This window comes from Streptomyces regalis, from assembly GCF_001509475.1.
In the GTDB taxonomy this organism is placed as follows: Bacteria; Actinomycetota; Actinomycetes; order Streptomycetales; family Streptomycetaceae; genus Streptomyces; species Streptomyces regalis.
The window spans coordinates 22,235-38,946 of record NZ_LLZG01000410.1; the positions used below are offsets into that span (position 1 = coordinate 22,235).

Genomic DNA, 16,712 nt, shown 5'->3' on the forward strand with positions numbered 1-16,712 from the left:
ATCGGCTACTTGATGGCGCCGCGGGTGACGCCGGACATGACCCAGCGCTGGGCGAACAGGTAGGCGATGAGCGTCGGCGCCATGGCCATCAGGTAGGAGGCGAAGGCGACGTTGTAGTTCGAGGCGAACTTCAGCTGGAAGATGTTCTGCACGACCGGGATGGTCTGGAGCGAAGGGTCGCTGATGATCAGCGACGGCATCATGAAGTCGTTCCACGACGAGAGGAAGGCGAAGATGCCGACCGTCGCGTTCATCGGGGCCAGCAGAGGCAGGATCAGCTTCCGGAACACCTGCCATGTGGTGCAGCCGTCCATGCGGGCGCTCTCCTCCAGCTCGTGCGGGATCGAGCGCAGGAACGCGGTGTAGAGAAGGACGTTGAACGACATCGCGAACAGGATGTGCAGCACGGCGACGCCGAACGGGTTGTCCAGGCCCACCAGGGACGTCAGCTTCACCTGGGGCAGCGCCACCACCGGGAACGGGATGAACATCGCGGCCAGCAGGTAGAAGTAGGACCACTTGAACAGCCTGCGGTTCCAGTTGCGCGCGATGGCGTACGACGCGAGCGAGGACACGAGCAGCTGGCCGACGACGGCTATGGCGGTGACGGTCAGGGAGATGCCGAAGGCTCTCGGGAAGTCGGTGAGTTCCCACGCGGTCTTGAAGTTGCCCAGTTCGATCGGTGTGGGCCAGGCGAAGCCGGAGCCCGACGCCGCCTGCCGGTCGGACTTCAGCGCCATGGAGACGGCGAAGTAGAGCGGGACGAGCACCACCAGGGTGCCCAGGGCCAGAAGAGTGGTCTGGACCCAGTTGACCCGGTACTTCTCCTTCGGCGCCTTGATGGCCTCCGCCGCACGGGCGGTCACCGTGGGATCGATCGCTGTCATGACAGGTTCACCTCACGGTTGCGCACGAAGAGCAGCTGAAGCAGGGAGACCAGGACGGTGAAGACGAAGAAGACGACGGCGTTGGCCATCTGAAAGGCGTAGTCGCCGCCTGCGAAGCCGTTGAAGATGGTCATGGCGACGCTCATGGTCGCGGTGCCGGGGCCGCCGCCCGTGAGGCCGACGATGATGTCGTAGGCGTTGAGGAACCCCTTGAACCCCAGGATGGTGTTGATGATCACGTACCCGAAGAGCAGCGGGAAGGTGATGCTGCGGAACCGGCGCCAGGCGCCCGCGCCGTCGAGCTGGGCCGCCTCGTAGATCTCGTTCGGGATCGCCATGAGGCCGGCGAGGTAGATGATGACGGCGCCCGGTACGGCCTGCCACGCCGTCACGATGACGATGGCCAGCCAGGCCCAGTTCTCGTTGGCGAGGAGGCTGGTCTCCCCTGCGGTCCAGCCGAGCTGGGCCGCGAACTGCGGGACGGCGTTGGAGAAGAGGTAGTTGAAGACGTAGGCGATGACGATGCCGGAGATCACCATCGGGATGAAGTAGATCCCGCGCAGCCCCGTCTTCCACTTGATACGGCCGTTGAGCCCCAGGGCCAGCAGCAGGGCGAGGGTGTTGACCACGACCGTCGTGACGACCGCGAACCAGATCGTGAACCAGTAGGAGTCGAGAATCCGGGGGTCGCCGAACATCGACGTGTAGTTCCGGATGCCGATGAACTTCCAGTCGCCGAAGCCCGCGTAGTCGGTGAGGCTGTAGAACATGCCCACGAGGCCCGGCAGCGTGATGAACAGGGTGAACAGCAGGACCGCGGGCACGAGCATGAGGTAGTAGGTCCGCTCAGCCTTACGGGGCCGTACCTTCCCGGGGCCGGGCGGCTGGGTGACTGTGCCGGAACCTGCTTCCTTGACCGCCGTCAGACTCATGGTTGTCTCCTCCCGGTCGCCACGTCAGGCATTTCGCTGGGCGTACCGGGCCCAGTCGTCGTCGAGCTGGGTCAAAAACGCCTTGGCGTTCCGGCTGAGCACGAGTTCTTGCAGGTAGTTCAGAACGGGTATTCCACCCGGGAAGTAGGTGCCCGCGCCCTGGTAGAACCTGGCCGCGTCCACGTAGGGCTGGAGCCCGGAGACCCGCTCGTCCTTCGCCTTCGGCGCGTTTTTGGTGGTGGACCAGGCGAGGTTCTTCGCGTTGTAGGTGTCCATCACGTCCGGTCGCATGAGGTACCGGAGGAATGCCCGGGCCGCGTCCTGTTTCGAGGAGGCGTTCGGAATCCAGAGGGCCAGGTCGAGGTTGACTCTCACCTTGGTGTCGTCCGGGTTCTCGGTGCCCGGCATGGCGAACGTCCCGACTCTCACCTTCGGGTTGATCTTCGCGATCTCGCCTATGGCCCACGGCCCTTGGAGATACATCGCGGCATCGCCCCGGGCGAAGGCGACGTTGCCGTCGGCGTAGTTCCGGCTGGGGGCATCGCGGTTGGTGTAGGCCAGGAGAGCGAGCATCTTCTCGACGGCGTCCCCGAAATCCTTGCTGAAGGACACCTCGGCGTTCGGTCCGGCGTCCGGACCCAGAGCCTGGAGCCTGCTGAAGAAGCCGGCGACGTCGAGAGCACTGCCGGACACGTAGTCGAAGAGACCCTGCGAGATCGTCCACGTGTCCTTGAAGGTCTGTACGACGGGAACGATGCCCTTGCTCTTGAACGTCCGGCACGCGGCCAGCAGTTCACTCCAGGTCCGCGGGACGGACACCCCAAACTTCTCGAAGACGTCCTTGTTGTAGATGACGCCTGCGGCGGTGATGGAGTAGGGCAGCACGCTGGTCTGGGACTTGTACTGCGCGTACTGCGCCACGAGATCCTGCACACCGGGATCGATGCGCCTGGCGTCCGCAAGGCCGCCGAGGTTCGACAGCGCGCCGCGGGCCACGAATCTGGACGCTTCAAGGTTGTAGTTGTAACAGGCGAGGTCGGGCGGGGTCCCCCGGACGAACTGGGGGACGAGCGCCGTGGGCGTCGAATCGTGTACGACGTGGACCTCTGACTGCGAGGCGTTGAAGTCGGCGACCAGCGCGTCGAAGTAGGTGACGACCTCGGGCTTGTTCTGCAGGAAGCGGATCGTGGTCCTTCCGTCTCCGGAGGAGCCGCGCCCCGCGAGCAGCGCACCCCCGGCCGTGGCGCCGGCGAGGCTGCCGAGGAGGAAGGTGCGGCGGGGAAACAATCGCTGCGACATCGTCGTCGTGCGCATGGGCCTCACTCCTCAGTTCCTGAAGTCCGGGTGGGCGTCCGCCACTTCCGGTTCCAGCCACGCGGTCGTGTCCTGCGGAAGGTGCGCGCCGACGACGGGACCGCTGGCGAGGACGAGGCGCCCCGGCGGAAGCGGTGCCGGGGAGGTGCCGAAGTTGGTGACGCAGGTCCACCCGCCCGGGCGGCGGAAGTGCACGACGTCCGCCCTGTCATCGACCCAGGTCAGCGACTCGGCCGTCTGAAGCCGTCGCCGCTCGGCGAGGGCGTGCCGGTAGAACGACAGGGTCGATCCGGGCTCGGCTTCCTGGCCCTCCACGGAATGCGCGGCGAACGCGGCCGGCTGGGGCAGATGCGCCGCGCCCTGTCCGAACCCGAACGACGGGCCCGCCACCGTCCACGGCAGGGGGACCCGGCAGCCGTCCCTCCCCCGTTCGGTGCCCTTCGACCGCTTCCAGGTGGGATCCTGCAGGGCTTCCTCAGGCAGGTCGGCCACTTCGAACAGGCCCAGTTCCTCGCCCTGATAGAGATAGCTCGATCCCGGCAGAGCGAGTGCGAGCAGCGTCGCCGCACGACCGCGCCGGAGCCCCTGTTCCCCGTCGGGCCTCGGGTCCACGCCGCCACTGAGCAGCCATGAGCGCAGGTCGGTGCCGTTCGGCAGGGCGTAGCGTGTCGGGTGCCGTACGACGTCGTGGTTGGAGAAGACCCACGTGGACGACGTGCCGGAGACCCGGGCCAGCGCCAGGTTCTCCTCGATGATCCGGCGGAAGGTGACGGCGTCCCACTCCGCCTGCAGCAGGTCGAAGTTGAAAGCCTGACCGAGTCCGTCGGGTGAGGCGTAGCGAGGCCGGCGGTGAGCGGGCACCCATGCCTCCGCGACCGCGGTGCGCGGCGGGTCGTACTCGTTGAAGACCGCTCGCCATGCGCGGTAGATCTCGTGGACTTCGTCGCGGTCCTCCAGACGGTGTGTCCCGTCGGGCAGGCCGTCGGCCCGGAGCTGGTCCTGGCCGGGCAGCGGTTCGGAGAGGTCCTTGGCGAGCATGTGGGCCACGTCCACGCGGAAGCCGTCGACGCCGCGGTCGGCCCAGAAGCGCAGAGTCGTCAGGAAGTCGGCGCGCACCTCGGGGTTGGCCCAGTTGAGGTCCGGCTGCTCGGGGGCGAACAGGTGCAGGTACCAGTCGCCGTCCCCCACCGGCTCCCAGGCCGGCCCGCCGAACGCGGCGGTCCAGTCGGTCGGCGGCTCCTCGCCGTCCGGGCCGCTGCCGCGTCGGAAGACGTAGCGGTCACGGGCCGCCGAGCCGGGCCCGGCGGCCAGCGCTTCGCGGAACCACACATGCCGGTTGGACGTGTGGTTCGGGACGATGTCGACGATGACGCGGATCCCCGCGGCGTGCAGGGCGGCGACGAGAGCGTCGAACTGGTCGAGCGTGCCGATGCGCGGGTCGACGTCCCGGTAGTCGTCCACGTCGTATCCGCCGTCAGCGAGCGCCGAGGGATAGAAGGGGCTGAGCCAGACCGCGTCCACGCCGAGGTCGCGCAGATAGCCCACGCGGGAGGTGATCCCCGGGAGGTCACCGATCCCGTCACCGTTGGCGTCGGCGAAGCTGCGCGGATAGATCTGGTAGACGACCGCCTGCCGCCACCACGCGTCCGCTTCCGACCGTGGTGCGCTCGATGCGCGGAACTCCGCATCGAGCACCTCCCCGAGTACCTCCGCAGCTGCCTCCGTCATCGGCAGACCCTTTCGCCGAGCATTAAATATAGGAACTAGATTTATTTCCCGGATGTAAGCTAGGAGGCGAGCCAAGGGGGGTCAAGGGGTTGTCTGGGAAAAAGTCGTCCACCTCGACGCGGCAGATCCGGGAGGCGAACCTCCGAGCCGTACTGCACGACATGTGGGACTCGGATCCCGTGACGGGGTCGGACCTGATGGCCTCGACGGGCCTGACCCGGGCGACCGTCCACGACGTCTGCGAGGACCTCGCACACCGCGGCTGGATCCATGAGGTGGAGAACCAGCGCGAGCACGGCGACTACCGCCTGGGCCGGCCGGCGCGCCGCTACTGCTTCCAGCCCATGGCCGGCGTGCTGGTGGGTGTCGACTGCGGCCAGGACATGACCGTGGCCACGGTCACGGACCTGCGGGGACGAACCCTCACCCGCCACGACCACGCCTTCTCCAGCACCGAGCACTCGGCCGAGGAACGCCTCGACGTGCTCAGCCGGACCGTCCTCGGAGCGCTGGAGAAGGCATCACTGGCGGCCTCGCAGGTCCTTGCCGTGGCAGTGGGAGTCCCTGCACCCGTGGACGTCGACGGACGGACGGTGGGCACGGCCAACCCGTTCTGGGAGCGGATGAACCCGAACATCGTCGAGTACCTGGCCGATCGCCATGGCTGGACCGCTCTCGTCGACAACGACGCCAACCTCGCGGCGCTCGCGGAGGGTTGGCGGGGTGCCGGTCGCGGGCTCAGGAACTTCGTGACACTGCTCACCGGCGAGGCGCTCGGCGCGGGCATCGTGGAGGAAGGTCGGCTCCTGCGCGGGGTCCGCGGAGGCGCCGGCGAGATGAGGTTCCTCGATCTGGTGGAGGGGGTGGGATCTCCCACGGGAATCGGTGCGCTGAGCCGCGACTGGGCCCGGGAAGCGCTGCGCGATCCCAAGACCCATCCCACATCGAGCCTGCGCAAGCTCGCCCCGGAGGACATCGACGCCGAGGCGGTCTTCGCGGCGGCGGCCGCCGCCGACCCCCTCGCGACCGAGGTCGTCGAACGGCTCGGCGCGAGGTGCGCGAGGATCGTCAGCACCCTCGCCGTGCTTCTCGACACGGACCGGATCGTGCTGGCCGGCGCTCTCTCGGGGTCGTATACGGGGATCCTGCGGACCATCGAACGAGACCTGCCCCGGTACGTCCACCCTCCTCTCCCTGTTGTCGCCGCATCCGAACTCGGCGACGAAGCCGTCTCCATCGGCGCCGTCCGGCGCGCCCTCGATCACGTCCGAGAGCAGGCACTCGAGATCGAACTGCCGCCTGCGCACCCGGTACCCGCTCCTGCCCACCCGTCCTGACGGCGCGCCCGGTACGTCCGCTCACGCACGGACCCGAAAACGAATCAGCGCCCGAGCTGGCCGAAGCCGACCCGGACGCTGCGCAGTAGGTCAGAAGGGGTTTCCTCGCCCCCGCGTCCGTAGGCCCTGTGGGACTCGAACCCACAACCAATGGATCAAAAGTCCTGGCGCGATCTTGATGGGTGGTTCCGGACGCTGCTTCGGTGTCCGCAACCACCTGGTCAGGCCAGGGTCGGCGTGATCTTCGGTCCGATCCCTCCTGACCGCTGCCACATCGTCCGCTCACGCCGAGGGTGATGCCGTCGGCCATGGGGAGCGTGGAGAGGTCGACGCGCTGGTCGTCGCGGAGGATTGCGTTGACGGAGCGCATGCCCAGGGTGACGGGGTCCTGCTGGGCGGGGTCGGTGCCCCGGCCGGACCAGAGGGTGTGGTCGAGGACGATCAGGCCACTGGGCCGGGTAAGGGTGAGGGACTGCTCGTACTACGGCGCCCGGCCCTGCACGGACGCCACGGCCCGGTGTAGCTAGGCCGGGTGTCCGAGGGAACGACGACACCGGCCCACCGGGCCTTCGCCGAGGCATGCGGCCTGCTGGGCTTCGACTCCATCGACGACCTCCGTGCCCACGTGGGCGGGGTCGGCAGCTACCCCCTCGACATGGCCGACGGAGTCCGCCAGAGCACGGGCCCGGTCTACCTCGACGCGGCCACCCGCGACGCCCCAACCTGCACTTCCTGGGCGGGACCACGGTCGGCAATGTCGCCTTCGCCACGAACGGACGGGCGATCGGCGTCCCCACCCTCGTACGGGCCCGCGAGACGGTGCTGTCCGCGGGAGCCGCCGCGAGCCCAGCCATCCTGCTGCGCTCCGGCATGCACTCCCTGGCCGACAGGCGACGTACCCCCGGACCGGACCGCCACGCCTGAGACCGCGACAGGATCCGCGACCTGCTGTCGACCTGAAGGGGGTCCGGCGGTGCGTCCGCATGCCAATGGCCGTGACGCGCGGAGTGGACCGAGCCTTCTGTGAGCCGTGGGCCGACGTCAGCCCGACGTCACCAGACTCAGTGCCGGCCCGCCGATCTGGACCCACTTGCCGGAGCGGTCGCCAGTGCCGGTCCACTGCCAGACTCCCTGAGCGTCGCGCCGGTAGACGTGGTCGGTGGCGACGGCGTACGAGGTGGCAGTGCCGCCCACGCGGGTCCAACTCTGCGATCGGGTGCCGTACGCGAACAGTTGGCCGCTGTCGCGGGCGGTGGCGAACAGGCCGGCGCCCCCGGCGTAGATCTGACGGAACTCCTCTCCACCGAGCCTGGACCATTCCAGGTCGTTCCTGGTTCCCCAGCGCCAGACTCTGTGGTCCTTCTTGCTGAGGCCGTAGAGGTGATCGTCGTCGACGGCGAACCCGAGCGCGTCGTATCCGGCGTCGGACCACGAGTCCGGAGCACCGCCGTACTTCCGGATCCTGCCGTCATGGGGATCCACGGCGAACAGGCCCGGCTTGCCCGCGTACAGCTGACGGGCGGCCCAGCCGATCCTGGTCCAGCTGTCTCGTGCGCCGCCCCACTCGTAGACGGCCGACCTGTCGCCGCTGAGGACCCACAGCGCGTCGCCGACCGCGAGCACGGAACCGGCGCCCTGGTCGCCCACGTAGATCCACTTCCCGTCCCGGTGCGCGAAGATCCGGCCGTCCTTCGGGTCCGTCGCGAACAGCCCCGCGCGGCCGGCATAGATCTGCCCGGCGGGGACGCCGACCTGTTCCCAGCCCGAGCCCCGCCACTCCCACACGCTCCGGTCGACCGGACTCATGCCGTACACATGGCCGCTCTCGGAGACGGGTGAGGGCTGCCCGCTCTCCCGGGCGCTCTTCGGAAGATCGAGGTCGGCGCTTTCGGGAGGCGTGTACGGCGTGGTGGGAAAGGTGTCCTCCAGGTCCGGGGCCTCGGTCTCCGAGGACGAGGGTGACGCCGTGTCCGGGGGTGTGGCGGCGGCGGATGGCACCGTAACGTGTGAGGTATGTGATGCGACGGGGAGCTCGCGCCCCTGCCCGGCGTTCTGCTGATGGCCGCTGTCGGCGAAAACAGTGATCTTCAGGCCTACGACGATCCCGACGCAGACCGTGAACACGGAGACGGCGGCAACCGCTCTGGCCCTGCCACCGCGCCTGGCTTCCTGGAGCGGAGGATTGATGACGAGCGAGTGAATGGTGTCGGCCTGGGTCAGCGGACCGTGCTGAACGCCACCGCCCACGCTGTTGCCGACGCTCCCCGTCTTCCCCACGCCCTCCGGCTCCCCGGAACCGGATGCCGACGGAGTTCCGTCGTCCCCGTCGCCCTTCCGCAAGAATCCGCTCACGGCTCCCCCGAGTACGTGACACATGACCAACCCGACCGATGGATCACCGTACGGTAAACGCCGTCAGAGGCAGGGCTGTTCCATCCCCGGTCGGGTCAAGTTGGCTGATTCCAGAGCCAGTTGTGCGTCAGGGGGCAGACTCAAACCCGATCGGGAGGTGTCCCGTGGTTGAACGAGCCCAGGATGCCGGTCTGAATCACCGGAGCGTGATAAACGCCTCCACTGATCGTGTTGTGGACATTCACGTCCCGTTGGTCGTTCCCTCCGGGCGCCAAGTCGTCCAGTACTGCCCGTAGTTCAGCAGCAGCGGCCGGGTTGGCCTGCAAAGTGCGACGCAATCGCGTACGCCACTCCGCCTCGACGTCCAGGGCAGTCTGCTCGTCGCCGCTCCGCAGCGCCGCCGTCAGCTCGCTGCGCGACGTCTCCAGCTCCCCCTCGATCAGGTCTTCCTCACCGACGCGATGCCGAGAGAAGCGAGAGAGGAACGAGACCAGGCGGTCACGGGCCTGTGCCCAGGAGTCCGCTGCCATGTGCTGAACGAATGCCGTAGCGCCCGCGGCAGCGAGTGCCGTCAACTCCGCTTCCATCGAACCCCCATCGCAGCAGCTGAGGCAGCCACCGTACCCCTGCCCTGGAAGCGAAGCGACGCCCGAGCCGGCCGAAGCCGACCCGAGCGCTGAACAGCTGCCGCATGCCACGCCGGCCGCCGGCCGAACACCTGGGCATCACGCAGCCACCGCTCTCCCGCACGATCCCCGCCCTGAGCGCAAGCTCGACGTACCGCTGCTGGTCCGCAGCACCCGCCAGGTCGAGCCGACTCCGTCCACCAGGTGCTGCCGGAACGAGCCCGGGTCGCCCTGGACGCGGTGTCCGCGGCGTCCGCCTGGCCGTACGGGCGGGACAGACCGAGCCCCGGCCGAACGTCGCGTTCGCGCGCGCCGCCACCGATGCCGCCGAGACCGGCCCCCTCACCCTGACATCGCTCGTCTGACACGCACCGCTCACGCAAAGGCCCGAAAACGAAGCAGCGCCCGAGCCGACCGAAGCCGACTCAGGCGCTGCGTAGCAGGTCAGAGGCACTATCCCCTGCCTACCAGCCGTAGGCCCTGTGGGACTCGAACCCACAACCAATGGATTAAAAGTCCACTGCTCTGCCAATTGAGCTAAGGGCCCAGGCGATGTTGCCACCCCGAGCATAGCTGCCCATGGCCGTGTCTCCGATCGGGTATCGGGGACACGGCCGCGTCGGCGGTGGCGGAGGGCGATGAAGCAAGCCCTCGCGCGCCCCGTGGCCCTACGGATCCACCGCTTCCGGCGCCCCCGCGCGAGCCGCCTCCCGGGCGATCGTCCGCTCGTGGTCGGGGGGGAGGAACCAGTGCCGGGCCGAGGCCAGCCACCAGGTCGTGGCGAAGCCGAGGACGACCAGGACGGCGATCGGGGCGTAGTTGAAGGTCTCCCAGGTCACCGGGGACACCTGCGGCAGCATGAACAGCACCGTGATCACGCCGACCCACGCCACCGCCACCACACCCACGGCCCCCGACCAGCGGCCCAGGTGCCACGGCCCCCGATCGAGGTCACCGCCGCGTAGGCCGCCACATTGATCAGATACGGCAGCCCGAGGAGCAGCGCCCCGCCCGCCGCCAGCCACACCGCCGCGACGGGCGTGCGCGTGCGCGGACTGACCGTGTGCCACACCCGCGAGAACGGCAGGGCCCCGTCCCGTGAAAAGGCATAGATCATGCGGCTGTTGGCCGTCACCGACGCCATCCCGCAGAACAGCTGCGCCCCGATGACCACCAGCAGGAGCTGCTTGCCGGCCGTCGCCCCCAGCGCGTCGAGCAGGATCTGTGCGGGCGGCGCGCCCGTCGGGGACGCCAACGCACCCTCGTACGACTGGATCGCGAAGGTGAAGCCCAGCAGCAGCACGAATCCCGCGATCCACGACGTCCAGATCGACCGCACGATGCCCTTCGGACCGGCCGTCGACGCGTCGTGCGTCTCCTCCGTCATGTGGGCCGAGGCGTCGTACCCGGTGAAGGTGTACTGGGCCATCAGCAGGCCCAGCAACACCACGTACACGCCGCTTCCCCATCCCGTGTTGATCACGAACTCGCCGAACACGAAGGACGCGGACTGGTGCCTGTCCGGTACGAAGGCGAGCGCGCCGACGATCACCGCGACACCCAGCACGTGCCACCACACGCTGATGCTGTTGAGCAGCGCGACGATACGCACGCCGAAGGTGTTGAGCAGGCCGTGCAGCACCAGGATCCCCGCGAAGAGCAGGATCGTCCGGCCCGGCGTCACCTCGAAGACGCGGCCCCGAAGTCGATGCCCGCCGTCACCGCCACCTGGCCCAGCACGTTGAACCAGCCCGTGAACCACGCCCAGACGCTGGCCGTACGCGGCGGCGCGAGCCGGTGCGCCCAGAAGTACAGGCCCGCCGACGTCGGGTAGGCCGAACAGATCTCGGCCATCGACAGGCCGACGAAGAGGGTCATCAGGCCCACGGCCACCCAGCCCCAGGTGATCACCGCCGGGCCGCCCGTGTTCATGCCGAACAGGTAGAGGGTCAGGCAGCCCGACAGGACCGAGATGATCGTGAAGGAGACCGCGTAGTTGGAGAACGCCGACATGCGACGGGCGAGAACCTGGCCCATTCGCTATGTCGTCATCTGTCATGCCCCCAGCGATTCCCTCGCCGGGGGCGTGAGGAACGGCTTGCCCAACTCGGCTACACGCAGGGCTGAAAAGCTCGGCTAAAAAATGCCCTTGTAGCCCTGCCAGCCGCTCGCGATCTTCACCCGCGCCCCGAACGACCCCTTGCCGTCACCGTTGTTGCGCCACACGTTGCCGCTGCCGTCCCGCGAGACGAGGTCGGCCTTCCCGTCCCCGGTGATGTCCCCGGCGCCGACGATGACGTTGTAGCCCGAGCCCCAGTTCGCGAAGACCTTCACCCGGTCCTTCAACAGCCCGTTGCCGAGACCGTTGTAGCGCCACAGCGTCCCGGCCTTGTCGCGGGCGAGGACGTCCCCGTGACCGTCGCCGTTCAGGTCCCCGGCACCCACGACCTTCGTGTAGCCCGTCCACGCCGAGCGGATCTTCTTCCCCGCCGCCAGCGTCCCGTCGCTCTTCGCCGCGAAGAGGTAGATGTCCCCGGTCGATGCCTTCCGCGCCAGCAGATCGGCCCGCTTGTCGCCGGTCAGATCGCCGGGTGAGGTGAGGATGTTGTACGCGTTCCAGCCCGTGCCGAGCTTCGTGTACGCCGTCGACGGGGTGAGCGCCTTGTCGCAGCCCGGCTGGTATCCGCGCAGCGAACCGTCACTCATCCGCACCAGCGCGTCGTTGCAGCGATCCCCGTTCAGGTCGCCGAACGGCACCGCCGCGACGGACGTCGACCAGCCGCCGCCCGAGACCTTCCCGGAGAACAGCCCCTTGCCGCTGCCCTGCTGGAACGTCAGCGCACCGGAGGAGTTGAGGGTGAGCACGTCCCCGATGCCGTCGGCGCCGATGTGGTCGCGGCGCACTGCGGCGCCGCCGGACACGGCGACCGTGCCGGTGGCGGTCAGCGCCGGGCCCTGGCCGTCAGCGGGCCGGGCGGTGAGGGTCCAGGTGTACGACCCGTTCGGCGCGTACGCGCCCGATCCGTTCCTGCCGTCCCAGACGGCCTTGATGACGCCCCGTGTCTCACCGCCGCTCAGCGTGCGCACCGTCGCACCGGTCGCGGCCGACTTCACCGTCAGCGTCCAGGAAGCCGCCGGCTTGGACAGCTGCCAGGACGCCGCCCAGGTGTCCGCCGCCTTGAACGCGGCCGGCGTGGTGGCCGAGGCCGCCGTCAGCGGCGAGGCGGGCACGCCGCTCGCGACGACGTGGACGACGTTCTCCTTGTCGACGTAGGCGATGCCGCCGCCGAAGCGGTCCACGGCCCAGCTGCGACGCCGGGTCTCGCTGCCGTCCGTGGACATGGGGATGCCCAGGTCCCGGGTGACGGCCGTGCCGCTCTGGAACTCGGTGAGGCGCAGGTTCGCGCTGGTGTAGCGCTGGTTGACGAAGTAGCCGTCGCCCAGCATGCCACCCCGGCCTGCGGGCAGCGCGACCTTCGCGCCGGTGGCCACATTGACCACGCCGTGCTGGCGGAACTGCTCGCAGGTCCAGTACAGCCACGGACCGGCGCTCTGCAGCTCGACGGGCACGCAGGGGGCGCCGGTGTCGAGGGTCCCGGCGTCCTTCCCGGTCGCGAGGTCGGTGCGGGCGAAGGTGCCCGCGGTCGCCGTACCGGTGTAGAGCGTGCTGCCCCACACGGTCGCGGCCACCTGCGGCCGGTTCGCGACGACGGAGCCGGTGTCGAGGTCGACGACGATCGTCTTCCCGTCCGTCACGAGCAGCCCGGGCACGGTCGGACGGCCGCTCTGGTAGACGGCGTACCGCCCGAAGGAGTCGACAAGCCGCCCGTCGAAGTCACCGGTCAGCGCGCGGTCCGCCTGATCCGGGCCGCGCCGGCCGACGATCTCGACCTGAGGGCTGCTCTGGTAGTTGCGAACCTGGTAGACGCTGCGCCCGTCACCGCTGTTGAACAGCTGGGTGCACAGCTGCTGCCCGCAGACGGTGTAGTCGTACGACCGTCCGCTCTCCCGTCCCAGCCACTCCGGGCCGGACGCGGAGGTCGGGGCCTGCGCCGGGCTGAGGGTGCGGTTGTAGAACCCGGCGCCCTGCGGGCCGCCCTTCTCCACCGTGGACAGCGTGCCCGCGCTCAGCGCGATCGCGTCGATGCCGACCGCGACGGGGGCGACGCGCCGCAGCTTCTCCAGCCGGGGCAGGCCGTCCGCGCCGATGGTCGCCTTCTGCAGGTACCAGTCCGCCGACGACGTCCCGCCGATCACCGCGACACCGCCGCCCGCGATCTGCACGGCCTCCTTGTCGGCCTTCTCCAGCAGCGTGCGCCGCTCCTGCGAGGACGACACCGCGACCAGACTCCGCTTCAGCGCCGCGTCCGTGCCGTCGGCCTGGGTGAAGGCGAGCAGCCAGCCGTTCAGCAGCCCGATCTTCGAGCGGTCGAGGTCCGCCGGGAGGGGGAAGACCCGCTCGGGCGCCTCCAGGTCGGTGCGCGAGCGGATGTGGGCGACCCGGTCGGCGCCGACCCAGGCGATATCGTCCCCGGCGACAGTGACGGGCGTCTCCCAGGCGAGGTCTGCGGCGAAGGAACGCAGCTGCCCGGTCTTCAGGTCGATCAGCCCCAGCCGGTCGAACCGCCCGGACTCCGCCGCCTCCGCCGACATCGCGAACCGTACGACCGCCTCGTCGACGTCACCGGCGATCAGCCGCGCGTACTTCAGGTCCGCGCCCTCGGGCCAGCCGGTGACGGGGACCTTGGCGTCGGCCACCGGGTTGCCGGCCGGCAGCAGGTACCAGCCGTCGACCGTGCTCAACTGGTCCGACGTGTAGTCCTTCATCAGCGTCGTGGAGCCGACCAGCCCCTGGAAGAGGTCGTCGCCCGGGACGGTCAGCTTGTGCGTGCTGCCGTCCGCCATGTTCCGGATGTCGATCCAGCCCAGGTGGTGGTGGGCGACGTAGTCCGACTCGGCACCGAACTCGCCGAACACGGCGTCCTCGTTGTTGCCGTAGCCGAGCAGGGTCGTGGTCTCCCCGGTGTCGAACCGGGTCCACTGGAACTCCTGCCCGAAGCTCGTCTCGGCGTCCTCGGGCGAGTGCACGAACCCGCTCGCGCCGAAGGACCCCAGCGAGTCCTCCCGGGGCACGGCACGCCAGTTGGGCGTGACGTCGAGCTGCCCCGGGGTGTCCGCTGCGGCCTCGGCGACGAGGGCCGGGGCGAGTCCGAGGGCCAGCGCGAGGACGCCGACGACGGCCGTGGCGCGCATCGTTCTCGGCGCGCGGGTGTGTCGGGTACGCATCAGAAGACCCCCTTGTAGCCCTGCCAGCCGGTCGCGATCTTCACGCGCGGCCCGAACGACCCCTTGCCGTCACCGCTGTTGCGGTAGAGGTTGCCCGCCGTGTCCCGGGCGACGAGATCGTTCTTCCCGTCCCCGGTGATGTCCCCCACCCCGACGATCGCGTTGTACGACCCGCCCCAGTCGGCGACGAGCTTCACCCGGTCCTTCAGCAGCCCGGTCCCGGTGCCATCGTGACGCCACAGCGTCCCGGCCTTGTCCCGCGCGAGAACGTCCCCGAAGCCGTCGCCGGTGAAGTCCCCTACGCCCACGACCTTCGTGTAACCGGTCCACGCCGAACGGATCTTGACCCCTGCCTTCAGCTTCCCGGCACCGTCGTTGGCGAACAGATGGATGTCGCCCGTCGACGCCTTGCGGGCCAGCAGGTCCACCCGGCCGTCACCCGTCAGATCGCCGGGCGCGGTGAGGACGTTGTACGCGTTCCAGCCGGTGCCGAGGGAGGTGTGGCTGCTCGACGGGGTGTACGACGTCCCGCACTTGCCCGCGTACCGCCGCAGTTCGCCGTTGGGCATCCGGATCAGCATCTCGGCGCACCGGTCCTTGCCCATGTCGCCGAAGGGGACGGCGACCGTTCCGGCGGGCCAGCCGGAGGCGGACTGCTTCCAGTCGAAGGTGCCCTTGCCCTGGGTGTAGTGCAGGGTCAGGCCGCCCGAGGAGTTGAGCGTGACGAGTTCGCCGTAGCTGTAGCCGCCCTGGTCGTGGTGGCCCTGCCTGCCACCGGTGACCTGGATCGTTCCGCCGGTGGTGTACGTGCCGGACCCCTCGGTGGCGGTGGCCGTCAGCGTCCAGGTCGTGCGGCCGTTGTACACGTACGCGCCCGAGTCCGTCTTGCCGTCCCAGGCCAGGTCGATCGCCGTGCCGCTGCCCTTGATGGTGCGCACGAGGCGCCCTTGGGCGTCCTTCACCGTGAACGTCCAGTCGGCGGGCTTGTTGAGCTGCCAGGTACTGTCCCACGTGGTGCTTGCGCCATAACGGCCCTGAGCGTCCAGAACCGAGTCGTCCACACTCGACTCGATCTTCGCGAGGGCCTGGGTGGGCACCCCGCTCGGCACGATCCGGATCGCGTGGTCCTGGTCGACATAGGCGATGTCGCCGCCGAATTTGTCCACCGCCCAGGTCATCCGCCGCTGGTCGGCTGTGTTCCCGGCCGGCAGGTCGGCGATCTCGCGCGCGGCGGCGGCCGTACCGGTGTGGAAGTCCGTCAGCTTCAGCTTCCCCGCGCTCCGGTCGTGCCGCACGAGGTAGCCGTCGCCGACCAGCGCGGGCCCGGACGGCACGACGATGTTCTTCTTCGCCGTACGGTCGTACACGCCCGCCGCACCTGTCGAACCGCAGTTCCAGTAGATCCAACGGCCTACGACCTGAAGCTCCTTGACCGTGCAGGGTGCCCCGGTGGAGACGCTCTGGACGGTCTCCTTCGCCTCCAGGTCGTACGCCGTGACGGTCCCGTTGCCCGAACCGGGGGCCCACAGCGACGAGCCCCACACGGACGCCGCCGTGATGGAACGAGTGAGGCGAACGCCCTCGGCACGGTAGGGGTGGACGGCGTCGACGTACTGCTTGCCGGTCGAGGCCGCGTCGTAGACGAAGTAGCGGCCGGTGGTGTCCACGAACCGGCCGCCGGTCACCGCAGGTTCGGTCCCGTGATAGGTGCTCGGCGAGGTCCAGACCTGCGCGCGTTCCTGGTCGTACTCGTCGACCTGGAAGTAGCCGACGTTCTGGTTGCCGGTGGACCGCAGCGGGACGCAGGCCCCGGCGTCGCACGGCACCCGCTTCAGGTGCGTGCCGTCCGCGAAGGTGCCGGCGAACCCGCGGCCGGTCTGCGACAGCACCGTGGAGCCGTCGGCCGAGATCTCCCGGCCGACCACGCCCTGGTATCCGCTCGGGCGGAGCTCGACGGTGCTGAGAAAGCCGCCCGCGTAGTCGATCCCCCACACGCCGTCCGTCTGGACGGGCGTCGGCGCGGTCTCCGCAGCAGCCTGGGCGGCCGCTGTCAGCGAGCCGGCACCCAGGGCGGCAAGGCTCGCCAAAGTCAGTGCGATCCGGGCATGCCGGGTCAAGGGTCCCTCCCCAGGGAAAAGTGAGAAAGGCATGGTGGCGACCGTGTCGGACCCCCCGGTCGTGCTCTCCCATGCGAGTCAAAGGCAAGGGATGTTAACAACCGTCACACAGGTTCCGGTAGTGGATTGAGAG

General features: G+C 69.2%; 9 protein-coding genes, 1 tRNA gene and 2 pseudogenes. 1 reads left to right on the plus strand and 11 read right to left on the minus strand.

Annotated features, from left to right (window positions below; genetic code table 11):
• Positions 1-5: 5 nt before the first annotated feature.
• The 4 genes from ADL12_RS45150 to ADL12_RS45165 are packed head-to-tail and all read right to left on the minus strand — an operon-like array spanning position 6 to position 4,861.
• A complete protein-coding gene (locus ADL12_RS45150) occupies positions 6-887 on the minus strand; it encodes a carbohydrate ABC transporter permease (protein WP_062714500.1) in 882 nt (293 codons plus the stop codon).
• Positions 884-1,819, minus strand: coding sequence for a carbohydrate ABC transporter permease (locus tag ADL12_RS45155; RefSeq protein ID WP_062714502.1), 936 nt, complete (start codon positions 1,817-1,819; stop codon positions 884-886). Before ADL12_RS45155 ends, ADL12_RS45150 begins: the two co-directional genes overlap by 4 nt.
• A 24-nt stretch (positions 1,820-1,843) precedes the next feature.
• Positions 1,844-3,133 carry an ABC transporter substrate-binding protein gene (locus ADL12_RS45160; RefSeq protein WP_063806815.1) on the minus strand — a complete coding sequence of 430 codons (1,290 nt, stop codon included), beginning with the start codon at positions 3,131-3,133 and terminating at the stop codon, positions 1,844-1,846.
• Between the two features lie 12 nt (positions 3,134-3,145).
• Positions 3,146-4,861, minus strand: a complete 1,716-nt coding sequence (locus ADL12_RS45165) for a glycoside hydrolase family 13 protein (RefSeq protein ID WP_079052630.1) — start codon at positions 4,859-4,861, stop codon at positions 3,146-3,148.
• An 89-nt stretch (positions 4,862-4,950) separates the two neighbouring features.
• Between ADL12_RS45165 and ADL12_RS45170 the strand changes: the two genes are divergently transcribed.
• On the plus strand, positions 4,951-6,198 hold the full coding sequence (locus ADL12_RS45170) for an ROK family protein (protein WP_063806816.1): 1,248 nt from the start codon (positions 4,951-4,953) through the stop codon (positions 6,196-6,198).
• A 301-nt stretch (positions 6,199-6,499) separates the two neighbouring features.
• On the opposite strand, the pseudogene ADL12_RS57940 reads toward ADL12_RS45170, so the two are convergent.
• From ADL12_RS57940 to ADL12_RS45205, 7 genes and pseudogenes are all read right to left on the minus strand, one after another.
• Positions 6,500-6,667 (minus strand): annotated as a pseudogene (locus ADL12_RS57940) (SAM-dependent methyltransferase); the annotation flags it as partial.
• 572 nt (positions 6,668-7,239) lie between these two features.
• Positions 7,240-8,550: a hypothetical protein gene (locus ADL12_RS45180; protein ID WP_159053498.1), complete on the minus strand. Its 1,311-nt coding sequence runs from the start codon at positions 8,548-8,550 to the stop codon at positions 7,240-7,242.
• A gap of 140 nt (positions 8,551-8,690) precedes the next feature.
• Positions 8,691-9,137, minus strand: coding sequence for a hypothetical protein (locus ADL12_RS45185; RefSeq protein ID WP_062714510.1), 447 nt, complete (start codon positions 9,135-9,137; stop codon positions 8,691-8,693).
• 513 nt (positions 9,138-9,650) lie between these two features.
• Positions 9,651-9,723 (minus strand) — tRNA-Lys (locus ADL12_RS45190).
• Between the two features lie 121 nt (positions 9,724-9,844).
• Positions 9,845-11,213, minus strand: a pseudogene (locus ADL12_RS45195) (amino acid permease).
• 99 nt (positions 11,214-11,312) lie between these two features.
• Positions 11,313-14,462 carry an FG-GAP-like repeat-containing protein gene (locus ADL12_RS45200; RefSeq protein ID WP_107120195.1) on the minus strand — a complete coding sequence of 1,050 codons (3,150 nt, stop codon included), beginning with the start codon at positions 14,460-14,462 and terminating at the stop codon, positions 11,313-11,315.
• Entirely contained in the window at positions 14,462-16,579 is a 2,118-nt protein-coding gene (locus tag ADL12_RS45205) for an FG-GAP-like repeat-containing protein (RefSeq protein WP_062714513.1), read from the minus strand. Before ADL12_RS45205 ends, ADL12_RS45200 begins: the two co-directional genes overlap by 1 nt.
• Between the last annotated feature and the right edge of the window lie 133 nt (positions 16,580-16,712).